Source organism: Kitasatospora sp. NPDC057518 (assembly GCF_042802075.1).
In the GTDB taxonomy this organism is placed as follows: domain Bacteria; phylum Actinomycetota; class Actinomycetes; order Streptomycetales; family Streptomycetaceae; genus Kitasatospora.
In genome coordinates, this window is sequence record NZ_JBHVEU010000032.1 from 1 (window position 1) to 15,536 (window position 15,536).

Genomic DNA, 15,536 nt, shown 5'->3' on the forward strand with positions numbered 1-15,536 from the left:
CGTCCGGGAGCGGTCGGGGCCCGGTCGCACCGCCGCCGGCGGGCTCGAAGGGGTACGGCGGTTACGGGACGCGGGCGAGGTCCGCCGCGCCGACGATGCCGGCGGCGGAGCCCATCGAGGCCAGCACGACCTCGGCGCGCGGCCGGTGCACCCCGCCGGTCAGGTAGTGCTCGAAGGCCTTGGCGACCGGGTCGAGCAGCAGTCGGCCGGAGTCGGAGACGCCGCCGCCGAGCACGAAGACGGCCGGGTCGAACAGCGCGGCGAGGTCGGCCATGCCGCGGCCCAGCCAGTCGGACAGCTCGGCGTAGCACTCCAGGGCGAGCGGGTCGCCCTCCTCGGCGGCCTGGGTGATGTGGATGCCGCGGATGGTCTCGGCCACGCCGTCGTTGAGCTCCAGCATCCGGTGGCCGCGCCGCGGGTCGGCGGCGGCCTTCTCCCGGCCGTAGCGGCGCAGCGCGCGCCCGGAGCCGTACTGCTCCCAGCAGCCCTTGCCGCCGCAGCCGCAGGTCAGGCCGTCGGGGACCATGTTGAGGTGGCCGATCTCGCCGGCCACGCCGAAGCGGCCGCGGTGCAGCCGGCCGTCCAGGACGATGCCGCCGCCGATGCCGGTGCCGACGGTGATCAGCACCATGTCCTGGTGGTCGGCGGCCGCGCCGAAGCGGAACTCGGCCCAGGCCGCGCAGTTGGCGTCGTTCTCGACGACGGTGGACAGGCCGGTGAGCTCCTCGACCCGCCCGCGCAGCGGCTCGTTCTCCCAGTCGATGTTGGGGGCGAAGATCACCGTGGAGCGGTTGCTGTCGACGAAGCCGGGGGCGCCGACGCCCACCGCGGTGACGTCGGGGTGCTCCTCCTTGAGCTCGCGCACGGCCTGCGCGATGGCGTCGACCGCCCACTGCGGGTCGGCCGGGGTGGGCACCCTGGTCCGGGCCAGGATCGCGCCCGCCTCGTCGACCACGCCTGCCGCGATCTTGGTCCCGCCGACATCGACGCCGATGGTCAGAGCCATGTGTCCCTCAGCTATTCACTCGTTCCGCTGGACGGAACGCTACCGCCCAACCCGGCCCCCGTACACAGCCTCGCATACATTATCCGAAGACAACTCTGGGCCGACGCGGCCGGGATGCTTCAAAAGTCGTATCTAATCTCCTTCTTCGTGACGTACGAGAGCAGCTCGATCACCCTCCGGAAGTCACGGTTTCACTGCTTGGCGGACGGCCCGTCAGCCTCGTCAAAGCCGGAGCCACGGCCGCCATCACCGTCGCCGTCGCCGTCGAGGTCGATCTTCTCCGTCGGCGCGCCCTGCCCGGCGGTCCAGCGGCTCTCGTGCCCGGCCACGGCGGCGCGGTAGGCGGCCAGCAGCTCACTGCCCGCGGCGGCCAGCCCGGTGCCGGCGGCGGCGAGGTGGGAGTAGACCTCCGGCTGCTGGGTGCGCAGCTTGTCGGCCAGCCCGGAGAGGGTGATCAGGGTGGTGGCGCTCGCCTCCTGGGCCTTGTCGCCGAGCGCACCGGCGAACCGGCGCACCTCGTCCACCAGCGGGCCCAGCTCCGGGCCGAACGGGTGCCCCTGGCCGCCCTGCTCGCCGTCCGGCCGGCCGCCGGGCTCGGTGCGGTCGTCGGTGCTGGTCATCGCGGGCGCCTCCTCAGCCGTGGCCGCACCCCGCGGCCCTCCGGCCCGACGCTACCCGACCGGCCGGGCCGCCCGGAAAGCCGCCGAACCCGGCCCAGGGCCCGCCGGAGCCCCGACCGAATCCCGCCGGTCCCCCCGCCGAACCCCCCGTCAGCCCCGGGGCCAGAGCGCCGGGTCCGGCGCGAACCGCACCGAGAGCACGCCGTCGTGCAGCCCCGCCCCGGCCACCGTGCAGCGGCGCAGCGCGGACGGCAGGGTGAGCACCCGGCGGTGGGTGCCGACCCCGACGACCAGGTCGTCGCCCCGGCGGACCAGGTCCAGCTCGGAGCGGTCGGCGCCGGGCAGGTCGAGGTGCCAGACCAGCAGGCCCTCCTCGGCGAGCCGGTCCTCGACCGGCCAGGGCTCGGGGGCGAGCCGCTCGGGCCCGTCCCCGTCGCCGTAGAGCCGGTCGGCGACGGCCTCCAGGGTGGCGTCGTCCAGGCCGGCGACCAGCACCGGGGCGTCGGTCTCGGCGGCGAGCCCGGTCAGCTCCTCCTGCCGGCGGCGGGCCAGGGCGGCCAGCCACGGGTCGGGCGAGGAGGCGGCGGCCGCGGGCAGCGCGCCGTGCACCACCACGGCGTCCGGCCGGTGCCCGTGCAGGGCGAGCCCGGCCCGGATCCGGCGCAGCTCCGTGTACGGGTGGCCGTCCGCCTGGACGACCAGCCGGACGCTGGTGCCGGGGTCGGTGAGCGCGGCGCGGGACTCGGCCAGTGCCGCGGCGGCCTTGGTGCGCCCCTCGTACAGCCAGTCGGCGGGCATCGGGACGCCGGCCAGCCCGGCCAGCAGCGGGCGCAGCGCCCGGGCGGCCTGCCGCTGCTCGGGGACGAGCCGGTCCAGGTAGCGGGCGAGCTGTTCGGGCAGGGCGAGGGCGGCGATCAGCTCGGCGGGCGGCGGGGCGAGCACGACCAGGACGTCCTGGTCGGCGGCGGGCAGGGCGCGCAGCAGGGCGAGCCGGGCGATGCCGGGGAGGGCGGTGAGCTCCTCGGGGTCGAGCTGTTCGGCGCCGAGCAGGTCGAGGGCGGGCTTGAGCCGGCCGGTGAGCGCGCCGACGGCGTAGCGGAAGGCGGCCTGCTCGTCGATCCGGGAGACGGTCAGGCCCGGTGCGTGGTGGAGCGGTTCGGGCTCCAGCCGGGTGCCGAGGGCGGAGTCCAGGGCACGGTGCGGGTCGTCGGCGGCCAGCAGCCAGGTGCGGTGGCCGCGCCGGGCGGCGTGCAGGGCGGTGGCGGCGGCCACCGTGGGTGCGCCAGCGTCGCCGCTGACCAGGATGGTGCGTGTCGCCGTCATGCCGTCCGGCCCCCGTTCGGTCGTGTCAGCCTTCGACGCGCTTCTTCAGACCGGCCAGGGCGCGGTCGATGATGACCTTCTCGGCCTTGCGCTTGATCATGCCGAGCATCGGGATCTTGACGTCCACGGCGAGCTGGTAGGTCACCTCGGTGCGGCCGCCGGCGAGCGGGGCGAGGGTGTAGGAGCCGTCCAGCGAGCGGAGCATCTGGCTGCGGACGAGGGTCCAGGAGACCTCGCGGTCGCCGTCCCAGGTGTAGGCGAGGACGTGTTCGTCGCGGATGGCGCCGGCGTCGAGCAGCAGCCGGACCTCGGCGGCGCGGCCGTCCTCGCCGGTGCCGAGGACCTCGATCTCCTTGACCTCGCCGGTCCAGGCCGGGTAGGCGGCGAAGTCGGCGATCACCGCCATGACCGTGGCCGGGGTCGCGTCGATGGTGATGCTCGACCTGGTGTGCTCCGCCATGGAATGGCCCTCCGCCTCGTCCATCTGCCTGCCGGTCCGGCCGGGGCGCGCTCGGCCCGGTCCGCCCGGAGCAGGCTATCGCGCCCGGTGGGCGGCGCGGCGGCGCGGGGCGGCCGAGGTGCGGGCGGGCGCCGGGCGGCCGGGCATGTTACCGGCCGGTCGCCCTGCGCTGTCGTAGGGTGCCATTCGAACGACCCGGTCACGGCCAGGTCGGACCCGGCCGGGTGTGACACTTCGAACACCGGAGCCGACCCCCCTGGTCGAAGCTGCCTACCGGGCAGTAACGTCCTGCCGTCCCGCAGCGTCGCGAACGAGGAGCAGTCTTGCTCGACTTCAGCCTTCCGGCCCTCTACCAGGTACCGAGCGGCGGCAACCTCGCCGACCCGGTGCACCGGAACGCCGAGGAGCACCCGGACGTCGCCGTGCTCAGCCGCAAGGTGGACGGCCACTGGCAGGAGTTGACGTCGGTCCAGTTCCTGGCCGAGGTGCACGCCGCCGCGAAGGGCCTGATCGCCGCGGGCATCGAGCCCGGCGACCGGGTGGCCGTCATGTCCCGCACCCGCTACGAGTGGACGCTGCTGGACTTCGCGATCTGGACGGCCGGCGCGATCGTCGTGCCGGTGTACGAGACCTCCTCCGCCGAGCAGGTCGAGTGGATCCTCGGCGACTCGGGCGCGGTCGCCGTGATCACCGAGACCGACCAGCACGTCGGGGTGGTCGCCGAGGTCCGCGACCGGCTGCCCGGGCTGGAGCACACCTGGCAGATCGACGGCGGGGCGATCGCCGCGCTGGCCACCGCCGGGCAGGACGTCCCGGACGCGACCGTCCACGAGCGCCGCCGGACCGCCGGCCCCGACGACATCGCCACCATCGTCTACACCTCGGGCACCACCGGCCGCCCGAAGGGCTGCCAGCTGACCCACGGCAACTTCCTGGCCGAGTGCGGCAACGTGGTCGAGCGCCTGGCCCCGCTGTTCCACACCGGCGAGAGCTCCGTGCTGCTCTTCCTGCCGCTGGCCCACGTGTTCGCCCGGATCGTCGAGATCGCCCCGATCATGGCGCCGATCAAGCTCGGCCACGTCTCCGACGTCCGGAACGTCACCGCCGAGCTGGCCTCCTTCAAGCCGACCCTGATCCTGGGCGTGCCCAGAGTGTTCGAGAAGGTCTACAACACCGCCCGCGCCAAGGCCCAGGCCGACGGCAAGGGCAAGATCTTCGACAAGGCCGCCGACACCGCGATCGCCTACAGCCGGGCGCTGGACGCGGGCGGCGCGGGCCTGGTCCTGCGGCTCAAGCACGCCGTCTTCGACAAGCTGGTCTACAGCAAGCTGCGCGCCGCGCTCGGCGGCCGGGCCACCCACGCCATCTCCGGCGGCGCCCCGCTCGGCGAGCGCCTGGGCCACTTCTACCGCGGCATCGGCTTCACCGTCCTGGAGGGCTACGGCCTGACGGAGACCTGCGCCGCCACCGCCTTCAACGAGTGCGCCAAGCCGAAGATCGGCACGGTCGGCCAGCCGACGCCCGGCTGCTCCGTCCGGATCGCCGAGGACGGCGAGGTCCTCCTCAAGGGCCCGCACATCTCCACCGGCTACTGGAACAACCCGCAGGCCACCGCGGACGCCTTCAAGGACGGCTGGTTCGCCACCGGGGACCTCGGCTCGCTGGACTCCGAGGGCTACCTGACGATCACCGGCCGCAAGAAGGAGATCATCGTCACGGCCGGCGGCAAGAACGTCGCCCCGGCCGTGATCGAGGACCGGATCCGGGCCCACGCCCTGGTCGGCGAGGTCATGGTGGTCGGCGACCGCAAGCCCTTCATCGCCTGCCTGATCACCGTCGACCCGGACTTCTTCCCGAAGTGGAAGGAGCTCAACGGCAAGCCCGCCGACGCCACCGTCGCCGACCTCGCCGCCGACCCGGACCTGCTGGCCGCCCTCCAGAGCGCGGTGGACGACGGCAACGCGGCCGTCTCACACGCCGAGGCGGTCAAGAAGTTCCGCCTGCTGGACACCGAGTTCTCCGAGGAGAGCGGCCACCTGACGCCCTCGCTCAAGCTCAAGCGCAACGTCGTGCTGAAGGACTACGCCGCCGAGATCGAGGCCCTGTACCGGAAGTAGGGCCGCACCGGTACGCCGAAGGGCCCCGGGGGGACTCCCCGGGGCCCTTCGGCGTACCCGCGTCAGCCGGCCAGCAGCGAGGTCAGCCGCCCGGCCAGCAGGTCCCAGCGCCAGGAGCGCTCCACCCAGCGCCGCCCGGCCTCGCCCATCCGCCGCCGCAGCTCCTCGTCGCGCAGCAGCCGTACGATCCGCTCGGCCGCCGCCGGGGCCGAGCCGCCGGGCACCACGTACCCGGTCTCGCCCTCCAGCACCGCGTCCGGCGCGCCGCCGGAGTCCCCCGCGACCACCGGCAGGCCGGTCGCCGAGGCCTCCAGGTAGACGATGCCCAGGCCCTCGACGTCCAGCCCCCCGCGCCGGGTGCGGCACGGCATCGCGAAGACGTCCCCGGCCCCGTAGTGGGCGGGCAGCTCCTCCCACGGCACCGAGCCGGTGAACCGCACCGAGTCCCGGACGCCCGTGGCGTCCGCGAGCTTCTCCAGGTCCGCCCGGTACGGGCCGCCGCCGACGATCAGCAGCACCGCGTCCGGCACGTCGGCGAGGATCTGCGGCATCGCCTCGATCAGGGTGTCCTGGCCCTTGCGGGGCACCAGCCGGGAGACGCAGACCACCACCGGCCGGTCCGCCAGCCCGAGCCGGCGGCGCACCTCGGCGCCCCCGGAGCCCGGGTGGAAGGTCGTCTCGTCCACGCCCGGCGGCAGCTGGACCATCCGGGCCGCGGCCTGCGGCCCGACCGCGGCGGCGATCCGGGAGCGGGTGTACTCGCCCAGGTAGGTCAGCACGTCGGTGCCCGCGCCGATCCGGCGCAGCAGCTGCCGGGAGACCGGCAGCTGGGCCCAGGCGGCCTCGTGCCCGTGGGTCATGCCGAGCAGCCGCCCGGCGCCGGCCCGGCGCAGCGCGGGTGCCATCAGCCCGAGCGGGGCGGCGGCGCCGAACCAGACCGAGTCGCACTTCTCCGCGCGCAGGATCTCGGCGGCCCGCCGGGTGACCCGCGGTGTGGGAACCATCACCTTCGTCCGGTCCCGGATCACCGGGAACGGCTGCTCGGCGTCGAACCGGGCCACCTCGGTGCCGTCCCGCCAGGTCGAGGCGTAGACCACGACACTGCCTGCGGGCTGACGCACGGCCATGTTGTGCACGAAGGCCTGGATGCCACCGGGGCGGGGCGGGAAGTCGTTGGTGACGATCAAGGTTCTGTGCATCAGGCCACGGCTCGCTCGGTCGGGGGGTGCGCGGTGTACCGCTGGGTGATCCGTACGATAGGTCAACACCATGACCCACCGGGAACGGAACCGCGCACGGCAACCGTTTGACCCCCGGGTCAGTCCTAGTACCTAGGCCGTCGTCCAGCACGCGGCCCGGGCGTCCGTCGGTACGACGCCTCCGGTGGGGACGTCCGAGACGAACGAGGGAGCGCAGTGGAATTGGCCCCGGCCACCGAGCCCGGTTCTTCGCGCGGCCGCCTCGGCCGCCCGCTCGGGGCGCTCGCCGCGCTCGGCGCGACCTGGGTCGCCACCCGCGCCCTGCTGGTGCTGCTGGCGACGGGTGTGCTGAAGGCACCCGGCGGCGACGTCACGGCGGACGTCTGGATGATCTACCACGCCTGGTACGGCGTGCTCCAGACCGGCACCTTCCCGTTCGACGACGTGACCTGGCAGTACCCGCCGGGCGCCGCCCTGGTGATCCTGCTGCCGGGCCTGCTGCCCTGGTCGTACCTGGTCTCGTTCTGGGTGATCTGCGGGATCGCCGACGCCGCCGCGGCCGCGCTGCTGGTGCGCACCGGCCTGCGCCGGGGCCGGGCGCTGACCGGCGCCTGGATGTGGGTGGTGGGCGTCCCGCTGCTCGGCCCGATGATCTACAACCGCTTCGACGTCATCGTCACCGCGGTCGCCCTGGCCGGCCTGCTGGCGCTGATCCGCCGCCCGGCGGTCGGCGGGCTGCTGCTGGGCCTGGGCGGCATCGTCAAGATCTGGCCGCTGATCGGCCTGATCGGCACCCCCTCCGGCCGCCGCACCCGCCGCTCCTGGACGCTGGCGGCGGCCACCGCCGTCTCGATCGGCTTCCTGCTGACGGCCGGGATGAACGGCGCCTTCGAGTTCCTGGCGTTCCAGAAGGACCGCGGCATCGAGGTGGAGTCGCTCGGCGCGCTGCCGCTGCACTTCGCCCGGATCGCCGACGCCTGGGACGGCAAGGTCACCATGAACTACGGCTCCCCCGAGATGCTCGGGCCGTGGGTCGACGTGATCAGCAAGGTCATGCTGGCCGGCACCCTGCTGGGCTTCGCCTGGCTGCTGCTGTGGCGCTACACCTCCAAGCGCCGCAGCGCGGCCACCATGTACGACGCCGCGCTGTGCGCGCTGCTGATCTTCGTGGTGACCAGCCGGGTGATCAGCCCGCAGTACCTGGTCTGGCTGGTCGGCGTCGCGGCGGTCTGCCTGACCGTGCGCAACAGCAGCCAGCGGCCGGTGGCGGTGCTGATCCTGCTCGCCTGCCCGCTGACCCTGGTCGAGTTCCCGACCATGTTCACCCAGGTCCTGGCCAGCGAGCCGGCGGCGGTCGCCGTCCTGGCCGCACGCAACCTGCTGCTGCTGGCCGCCGCCGTGCTCTCCTGCGTGCGGCTCTGGCGCTCCACCCGCGGCGAGGCGCCGCTGCCGCCGACCGTGGTGCTGGACCGCGAGCCCGCCGCACTGCCGTCCGCCGGCTACCCGGTGCGCCCGGGCATCGCCTACGAGCAGGACCTGCTGGACGGCATCGACCACCCGGGCACCCCGGCCGAGCAGCGCCGCTGACCTGCCCTCCCCGGCCGGTCAGCCCTTCAGCGCCGCCACCTGCTCCAGCCAGAGCCGGGTGAACTCCGCCAGGCCAACGCCCAGTTCGCGGCGCATCAGCCGGTCGGTGCGGCGCTCCCGGTCCTCGCCCTGCCCGTCGGCCGCGCCGATCGCCCGGTAGAAGGCGACCAGCCGCTGCGGCCCGTGGGTGCGGCCGATCAGCTCGCAGGCCAGCCAGGACTGCTCGTAGGCCTGGGCGATGCCGGTGGCCCCGGCGGCGAAGTCCCGGTCGGCGGGCAGCGCGGCGGGCAGCTTCCCGGCGGCCACGTCCCGGGCCAGCTCGGGCGCGATCTGCTGCGGGCCGCGGCCCGAGTCCCGGTACGCCGTCCAGTCGGCGACGCCCTCGGAGAGCCACAGCGGGGTCCAGGCCCGGGTGTCGGCCCTGGTCGCGACGTGGGTGGCCTCGTGGGTGACCACCACCTGGCGGCCGAAGCCGCTGAGCCGCCCGTACGCCTCCGGGTTGACCAGCACCCGGTCCGCCGGGGTGTGCCAGGGCGCGCCGGGGGCGGCCACGGTGACCGCCGCCATGCCCGTCCAGCCGGCCGGGTCGCCCTCCAGCAGCCGGGCGAACTGCTCCTCGGTGGCCGGCCGCTCCAGCAGCAGCCGCTCCGGCCAGGCGCCGCCCCAGACCTCGGTGACGGCGGGCACCGCCCGGTCCCCCACCGCGACCAGCTCGGCCTGGTCGGGTCCCGCGGCCGGCCCGACCACCAGGCAGTGCGCGCCCGGCGAGGACCGGAGCGGCCCGAAGTCCCACGGCGCGGGCGGCCCGGACGCGCTCTCCTCGCGCTCGACCCGCCAGCCGTCCCCGGCCCGCACCAGCCCGATCCGGCGCGGGTACACCACCGGGTGCTCGTCGTACCCGGCGATCCGCACCGCCAGGTCGGCGGCGGCGGTCACCCGCTCCCCGCCGGCGGCGCCGAGCACCAGGTTGCGGTACCCGGCCTCGGCCACCGGCAGCCCGGCCCAGGGCGGGGCCGAGCGCGCCCGCTCCGCCAGCGCGGCGGCCACCTCGGCGCGCCGGTCCACCGGCCGCGCCGCGGGCGCCGGCGGGGCGGCCGGCGGCAGCGACAGCTGGGCCAGCCCGCCGGCCGCGAGCAGCAGCGCGCCCCGCCGGGACAGCACGCGGCGGGGGCGACGTATGGCGGCGGGTCCGGCGGGGCCGGACGGCGGGGCGCTCAGAGCCGGACCACCCCGGAGACCGGCATGGCGGTGACGCTCTCGTAGCGGACCCTGGCGCCCGGGCGGGGGGCGTGCACGATCACGCCGCCGCCGGCGTACATGCCGACGTGGTGCATGTCCCGGTAGAAGATCACCAGGTCTCCCGGTCGCGCTTCGGACAGGCTGATCCGCTGCCCGGCGTACGCCTGGGCCTGCGAGGTGCGCGGCAGGGTCACTCCGGCCTGCCGCCAGCTGTAGTACATCAGACCGGAGCAGTCGAACGCGTGCGGGCCGGTGGCCCCGTAGACGTACGGGGAGCCGATCATCCGCACCGCGGCGGCCAGCGCGGCCGCCCCGCGCTCGGAGGCGGGCGGGGCGGTGCCGAGGTCCAGCCGGTCGGTGCCCCGGGTGGCGCGCTGCTCGGCGTCCCGGGCGTCCTGGACCGCCAGCCGGGCCCGCTCGACGGCGCCCAGGCCGTTCAGCAGCTTCTGCGCCCCGGCCAGCCGCTGCTGGACCTGCTGTTTGCTGTCGGCGAGCGAACGCCGGGTCCGGTCCAGCTCGGCGAGCTTGTCGGCCGCCTCGGTGCGGCGCTGGTCGAGCCGGCGCTGGCGGGTGATCAGCTCGTGCAGGGTCTCCTGCTGGCGCACGGCGGCCTGGCCCTGGGTGCGGGCGCGGGCCAGGTAGCCCTCCGGGTCGGGCGAGAGGATGAGCTGGGCGGTCTGGGTCATCCCGCCGCCGCGGTACTCGGCCCCGGCCACCATCGCCAGGTCGCCGCGCAGCCCGTTGAGCTGGTCCTGGGCGAGGGCGATCTCGCCCTGGAGGATCGTGGTCTCGCCCTGGAGCCGCCGCTGGGCCTCCTGCGCGGCGTTGAACCTCTCGGACGCCTGCTCGGCCTCGTCGTACAGCTGCTCGACCTGCGTCTTGACGTCCTGACGGTCGCCCGGGTCGGGGCTGGCGGGGGCCGCCTGGGCGCTGCCTCCGGTGGCCGCGCCCAACGCGGTGGCGGCGGCCGCGGTCAGCACCAGCGCCCGGGTGAGCAGTTGGGAACGGCGGTGCACGGGCATGGCGGCAGCGGCTCCAATCCTGCGGCGCGGCCCCCGCCGCCGCACCGGGACGGGCGGCCGTCGAGCGGGAGTCCGGTGGCAGACGTTAGCGAGTCCGGGCAAGCGAGTCCAAACCCCTCCCAACCCGAATATTCACTCCCCAATCGGACATCAGATCGAGCCGCCGGAAAAGCCGCAGGCCCGGCCTCCCCTGGGGGAGACCGGGCCTGGAGACGTCCGAGCGGGGATCAGACCCGCACGATGCCGGTCAGCGGCATGTTGGTGACCGCCTCGTAGCGCACCGACGCGCCCGGCTTGGGGGCGTGCAGCACCTGGCCGTTGCCGGCGTAGATGCCGACGTGGTGGGCGTCGGTGTAGAAGATCAGCAGGTCGCCGGGCTGGGCCTTGGAGAGGTCCGTCCCGAGCCGGGTGCCGGCCGAGGCCTGCGCCTGCGAGGTGCGCGGCAGCGACACGCCGGCCTGGTTGTACGCCCAGACCATCAGACCGGAGCAGTCGAAGGAGCCCGGGCCGGTGGCGCCCCAGACGTACGGGCTGCCGATCTTGGAGGCGGCGGCGGACAGCGCGGCGGCACCGCGCGAGCTGCCGGGGGCCACGTTCACCGGAGCGGTGGTCGTGGGGGCCGAGAGGCTGCCGCGGCTGTTGTCGCGGGAGGCGCGGTCGGCCTGCTGCTGCTGGGCCTGGGCGGCGTCGGCCTTGGCCTTGGCCTCGGCGGCGGCCTTCTCCTCGGCCTGGCGCAGCGCCTGGCGGTCCTGCTCGGTCAGCGTGTTGAGCAGGTCCTGGGCCGCCTTCAGCTTGCCCTGGACCTCGTCCTTGGAGGCCTTCAGCTGCTGGGTGGTCGACTCCAGCTCGGCGAGCTTGCCCTGGGCCTCGTTGCGGTCCTGGTCGAGCTTGCGCTGCTGCTCCTGGAGCTCCTTCAGCTGACCCTTCTGGGTGCTGCCGGCCTGGTTCAGCGCGTCGGCCTGGCTGAGGAAGCTGTCCGGGCTGGAGGAGAACATCAGCTGGACGGTGGGGGATATCCCCCCGTTGCGGTACTGCTCGCCGGCGATCTCGGCGAGGCCGCCCTGGAGCTCGGTGACCTGGGCCTGCTGACGGGCCACCTGGTCCTGCAGGCCGGAGACCTGCTTCTCCAGGTCCTGCTGCTTGGCCTGGGCGGCGTTGTAGTTCTCGGTCGCGACCTCGGCCTGCTCGTTGAGCTGGTCGACCTGCCCCTTGACCTGTTCCTTGGTCGGCTGCGGGTCCGCGTGGGCACCCTGCGCGGAGAGGACGACGGCTGCGGCGGCGACGCCGGTCAGGATCGAGACCCGGGCGCGGCCGGCGGGCTTGGGACGACGATGGGACGCCACGAAGGCGGACTCCTTCTTCCTACGGCCGCCTACCGGGTGAGCTGACGGGTTCGGGCCGGAAGCATGCCCTACGACGCCTCACGGCCGTTCCACCGGCCGACCTGGCGCCGATTCACCCCGGAGGAACGTGGTTCCCCGGCTCCGCTCCGCAGCGCCCCCTACCACTGGGCTCCCCTGTCGGACAGTCGCTTCGACCTGTCCCGCTGCCTTGCGAACTCGACGGTAACCACCGCCGCCACCCTGGCTGGGCGATCGACAGTGCGGTGGTTCGGAGCATGACCCTAGTAACTGAACCGTGATCGGTTCAAATCCTTGTCAGAAAAAAGACAGAAGATTACCCAAGTTCCTTTGTGAAAATGACCGATGGTGACCATTGACGCACATAAGGCTGATCGGTTCTCACCATGTGGTCGTCGAAGGGCCGGAAACCCGAAACGCCACCCCGAACGGGGGTGGCGCTTTTCACAGGCCCCCGCGGGAGCCTCCCGGGCGTGTCGGTCCGTCAGACCCGGCGGATGGTGTTGATCGACATCGCGTCGGCCTTCATCACCTTCACCACGTCACCGGTGTGCGGCGCGTGGACCACCATGCCGTTGCCGATGTACATCCCGACGTGGTGCATGTCGGGGCCGTAGATCACCAGGTCGCCCGGCTGGGCCTGGTCCAGCGAGGGGATCCGGGTGCCGTAGTGGCCCTGCTCCTGCGAGGTGCGCGGCAGCGAGACGCCCGCCTGCCCGTACGCCCAGACCATCAGGCCCGAGCAGTCGAAGGTGGTCGACCCGGTGGCGCCCCACACGTACGGCGAGCCCTGCTTGCTCATCGCCTTGGCCAGCGCCGTGGCCGCGTAGCCGCTGGCCGGCGGCAGGCTGCCGAGGTCGACCCGGTCGCTGCCGCGCGAGGCGCGGTCGTCCTGCGCCTGCTGGGCCCGCAGCGCGGCGCGGTCGGCGGAGCTCAGCGAGTTCAGCAGGTCCTGGGCGGCCTTCAGCTTGGTGTTGACGTCCGACTTGGCCTGGTTCAGGTCCTTGGTGGTGGTGTCCAGCGAGGCGAGCACGGCGGCCGCCTCGGTCTTCTCCTGGTCCAGCCGGCGCTGCTGGTCCAGCAGCCCCTTGAGCGCCTCGGCCTGACTGGTGCTGGCCTGCTGGACGGTGGAGGCCTTGTCCAGGTAGCCGGACGGGTCCGAGGAGAGCATCAGCTGGACGGACGGGTCGATGCCGCCGCTGCGGTACTGCTCGCCCGCCACCTCGGCGAGGCCGCCCTGGAGCTGGGTCATCTGCTCCTGGCCGCGGGCCACCTGGTCCTGCAGCTGGTCGGCCTGCTTCCGCAGCTGGTCGGCCCGCTCCTTGGCGCCGTTGTACTTCTCGGCCGCCTGCTCCTGCTCCTCCTGGAGCTGGTCGATCTGCGCCTTGACGTCCGTCTTGTTCGGCTGCGGCGCGGCGTGCGCGGCCACCTGGGCGGAGAGGGCGACCGCGGTCGCAGCGGCCGCGGTGAGCACGGAGATCCGTGCGCGGCTCGGCTGCTTGGGACGGCGGTGGGAGGCCAAGGGACCGGCTCCTTCTTCCAACGGGCTCACCTGATGGGATGAGATTCCGGAAAATAGGTTTGACGCCAGACCCTAGTGAAGATCTATCCGTTTTGCCACTCCCCCGAAGGCGTGAACTCCGGTCCCCACACTGACTTCACCGGACTCGCACAACACTCCGAAACAGGCCCTGACCAGGCATCATGCGAACCTCCCCGGGTTCAGGGCCGGGCCAGCCGGTTCAGCAGCAGCACCGACGCCACGGGGCGCGCGCCCGCCTTCCGCACGCCCTCCGCGACCTCCCGGTCGGTGGACACCACCACCACCGGACGGCCCTGCGGCTCGGCCCGCACCAGACGGCGGATCAGCTCGTCGGCCGTCTCCCCGGTCCGGCTGAACCGCACCCGGACCCCGCGCGGTGGCGCCATGATCACCGGGACGTCCAGGTCCTGCCCGTCGAACACGCAGGTGACCTCCGCCTGGGTCCGCTGGGCCAGCATCGCCAGCCCGCCCAGCAACCGGATCCGCTGCTGCTCCAGCGGCAGCGTCGGATAGCCGGTCTTGGTCACGTTGTAGCCGTCCACCACCAGGTGCACCTGGGGGATCGCCAGCAGCTGGTCCAGCAGCGCCGGATCGTCCTCGGCCAGCCCGCGCCGGGCCACGTCGTGCGGCGAGGCCGCCCCCGGCACCACCGCCTCCACCAGGTCCGCCGGGCGGATCTGGGCGACCGGCAGCGCCAGCTCCCGCTGGAGCCCCTGGGCCGACTGCAGCACGGTGTCCAGCAGCAGCCGCAGCCGCATGTCCTCGACGCTGCGCCCCTCGCGGGCCGAACGGCGGCCCTGCTCGGCCGCGTTCTCCAGCTCCAGGACCCGGTGCCGGAGCCGGCGCGCCTCGCTCTCGGCCGCGCCGCGCTCGGCCGCGGCCTGCGCCTTCAGCGCGTCCAGCTCGCCGGCCACCCGGCGGGTCTCGGCCTGCGCCCGGCGGGTGTCGCTCTCCAGCGACCGCACCCTCTTGCGCAGCGACTCGGCCTCCCTGCGGACGCCGTCGGACTCGGCCCGCTGCCGGTCCGCGTCCGCCCGCGCGGAGGCCCGCACCTCGGCCAGCTCGGCCTGCAGCTTCTCCACCAGCCGGACCGCCTCCGCGGCCGCGTCCTCGGCACCGGCCCGCTCGGCCTCCTCGCCGGCCTCGGCCACCAGCCGGCTCCAGCCCGTCGAACGCACCAGGTAGGCGGCGGCCGCGACGTCCATCGGATCGGCCGCGCTCGGGACGGTGCCCGACTCCAGCGCCTTCACCAGGTCCGGCTGCCCGAGACGCAGCCGCTCCGCTATCCGCACCCGGAAGGCCGGCTCCGCCTCCAGCGCCGCCGCCAGCGCGGTGGCCGCGTACTTGGCCCGCCGCGCCGGGGTGAACTTGACGTACTGACGCAGGCTCTGCGGGAGCTCGGCCGGCGGCACCCCGCCGAGCGCGTCCGAGGCCAGGCCGACCACCCGACGGCGCACGCCCTCGGGCAGCGGCCGGTCGAGCTTCTCGACGGCGCGCTCCGCCGCGGACCCGGAGGCGCCGTCCGCCGCCCCGGCAGCCTCGGCCGGGGCCTCGGCCGCAGCGGGCTGAAGCCCCTGGGCTGCGCCGGGCTCCTTCGCTGCGTCCACCACGTCCTCGGCTCCGATCCTGGTCCAGCGGGGCACGGCCGCGGCCGCCCCCCGTCGGCACGCTCCGTGCGTCCTGTTCTGTATTGTCCCGTGCGGCGCGGGCGGGTGCGCCGCGCACCCACCCCGCCGCCGCGGCGGGGATCAGCCCTGGTCGGCGGGGGCCTGCGTCTCCTCGGCGCCCGGACGGGCCACCAGCTCGACCTGGTCCACGGCGTTGCACCAGCGGCAGCGCACCGACTCGACGGTCTCGCTCAGCACCTCGGTCTCCTCGACCTTGGACTCGCCGGCCAGGTCGAAGTGCAGGAACTCGGTCACCCGCGCGGTGCGGGTCACGTCGAAGCGGGTGAGGTTGCCGCACAGGGTGCAGCGCCAGCGCGTCTCGGCGGTCAGAGCGGGGACGGTCATCGGGGGTCCTCTCGGGTGGTCCCTGGGTGGGGCAGGCGCTCCCCCCG

The 15,536-nt window shown here is 74.3% G+C and carries 13 protein-coding genes and 1 riboswitch; of the genes, 2 read left to right on the forward strand and 11 right to left on the reverse strand.

The features are described from left to right. Positions 1-61 precede the first annotated feature (61 nt). From ACFU7Z_RS05450 to ACFU7Z_RS05465, 4 genes are all read right to left on the reverse strand, one after another. On the reverse strand, positions 62-1,006 hold the full coding sequence (locus ACFU7Z_RS05450) for an ROK family glucokinase (RefSeq protein WP_074000899.1): 945 nt from the start codon (positions 1,004-1,006) through the stop codon (positions 62-64). 191 nt (positions 1,007-1,197) lie between these two features. Next, on the reverse strand, positions 1,198-1,626 hold the full coding sequence (locus tag ACFU7Z_RS05455) for a DUF5304 family protein (RefSeq protein ID WP_117487454.1): 429 nt from the start codon (positions 1,624-1,626) through the stop codon (positions 1,198-1,200). Positions 1,627-1,776: 150 nt separating this feature from the next. Then, a complete protein-coding gene (locus tag ACFU7Z_RS05460) occupies positions 1,777-2,949 on the reverse strand; it encodes an ArsA family ATPase (RefSeq protein WP_380776357.1) in 1,173 nt (390 codons plus the stop codon). Positions 2,950-2,974: 25 nt separating this feature from the next. Continuing rightward, complete coding sequence (locus ACFU7Z_RS05465; RefSeq protein WP_049657553.1) at positions 2,975-3,409, reverse strand: SRPBCC family protein; 435 nt, start codon at positions 3,407-3,409, stop codon at positions 2,975-2,977. Between the two features lie 323 nt (positions 3,410-3,732). Here ACFU7Z_RS05465 and ACFU7Z_RS05470 point away from each other — a divergent pair, with 323 nt between their 5' ends. Beyond that, positions 3,733-5,526 (forward strand): long-chain fatty acid--CoA ligase, encoded by a 1,794-nt coding sequence (locus tag ACFU7Z_RS05470; RefSeq protein ID WP_117487455.1) that lies wholly within the window; start codon positions 3,733-3,735, stop codon positions 5,524-5,526. Between the two features lie 62 nt (positions 5,527-5,588). Here the strand turns inward: ACFU7Z_RS05470 and ACFU7Z_RS05475 are convergent, their stop codons facing one another. Next, on the reverse strand, positions 5,589-6,725 hold the full coding sequence (locus tag ACFU7Z_RS05475) for a glycosyltransferase family 4 protein (protein WP_049657557.1): 1,137 nt from the start codon (positions 6,723-6,725) through the stop codon (positions 5,589-5,591). 216 nt (positions 6,726-6,941) lie between these two features. Between ACFU7Z_RS05475 and ACFU7Z_RS05480 the strand changes: the two genes are divergently transcribed. Next, the gene (locus ACFU7Z_RS05480) at positions 6,942-8,312 is read left to right on the forward strand and encodes a glycosyltransferase 87 family protein (protein WP_079271759.1); all 1,371 of its coding nucleotides are present in this window, start codon (positions 6,942-6,944) and stop codon (positions 8,310-8,312) included. Positions 8,313-8,330: 18 nt separating this feature from the next. Here the strand turns inward: ACFU7Z_RS05480 and ACFU7Z_RS05485 are convergent, their stop codons facing one another. The 6 genes from ACFU7Z_RS05485 to ACFU7Z_RS05510 form a co-directional block, all read right to left on the reverse strand. Continuing rightward, complete coding sequence (locus ACFU7Z_RS05485; protein WP_380776361.1) at positions 8,331-9,473, reverse strand: hypothetical protein; 1,143 nt, start codon at positions 9,471-9,473, stop codon at positions 8,331-8,333. A 53-nt stretch (positions 9,474-9,526) separates the two neighbouring features. Next, on the reverse strand, positions 9,527-10,573 hold the full coding sequence (locus tag ACFU7Z_RS05490) for a C40 family peptidase (RefSeq protein WP_049651827.1): 1,047 nt from the start codon (positions 10,571-10,573) through the stop codon (positions 9,527-9,529). A 227-nt stretch (positions 10,574-10,800) separates the two neighbouring features. After that, positions 10,801-11,916, reverse strand: a complete 1,116-nt coding sequence (locus ACFU7Z_RS05495) for an NlpC/P60 family protein (protein ID WP_049651828.1) — start codon at positions 11,914-11,916, stop codon at positions 10,801-10,803. A 10-nt stretch (positions 11,917-11,926) separates the two neighbouring features. Further along, positions 11,927-12,080, reverse strand: a riboswitch (cyclic di-AMP (ydaO/yuaA leader). A gap of 338 nt (positions 12,081-12,418) precedes the next feature. Beyond that, positions 12,419-13,456: a C40 family peptidase gene (locus ACFU7Z_RS05500; protein WP_049651829.1), complete on the reverse strand. Its 1,038-nt coding sequence runs from the start codon at positions 13,454-13,456 to the stop codon at positions 12,419-12,421. A gap of 200 nt (positions 13,457-13,656) precedes the next feature. Next, positions 13,657-15,084: an NYN domain-containing protein gene (locus ACFU7Z_RS05505; RefSeq protein ID WP_117491632.1), complete on the reverse strand. Its 1,428-nt coding sequence runs from the start codon at positions 15,082-15,084 to the stop codon at positions 13,657-13,659. 141 nt (positions 15,085-15,225) lie between these two features. After that, positions 15,226-15,489 (reverse strand): hypothetical protein, encoded by a 264-nt coding sequence (locus tag ACFU7Z_RS05510; RefSeq protein WP_049651830.1) that lies wholly within the window; start codon positions 15,487-15,489, stop codon positions 15,226-15,228. Positions 15,490-15,536: the final 47 nt, after the last annotated feature.

Coding starts and splice junctions, on each gene's coding strand:
- ACFU7Z_RS05465 (WP_049657553.1), bottom strand. CDS start 3,409: ATGGCGGAGCACACCAGGTCGAGCATCACCATCGACGCGACCCCGGCC.
- ACFU7Z_RS05490 (WP_049651827.1), bottom strand. CDS start 10,573: ATGCCCGTGCACCGCCGTTCCCAACTGCTCACCCGGGCGCTGGTGCTG.
- ACFU7Z_RS05450 (WP_074000899.1), bottom strand. CDS start 1,006: ATGGCTCTGACCATCGGCGTCGATGTCGGCGGGACCAAGATCGCGGCA.
- ACFU7Z_RS05455 (WP_117487454.1), bottom strand. CDS start 1,626: ATGACCAGCACCGACGACCGCACCGAGCCCGGCGGCCGGCCGGACGGC.
- ACFU7Z_RS05460 (WP_380776357.1), bottom strand. CDS start 2,949: ATGACGGCGACACGCACCATCCTGGTCAGCGGCGACGCTGGCGCACCC.
- ACFU7Z_RS05510 (WP_049651830.1), bottom strand. CDS start 15,489: ATGACCGTCCCCGCTCTGACCGCCGAGACGCGCTGGCGCTGCACCCTG.
- ACFU7Z_RS05475 (WP_049657557.1), bottom strand. CDS start 6,725: ATGCACAGAACCTTGATCGTCACCAACGACTTCCCGCCCCGCCCCGGT.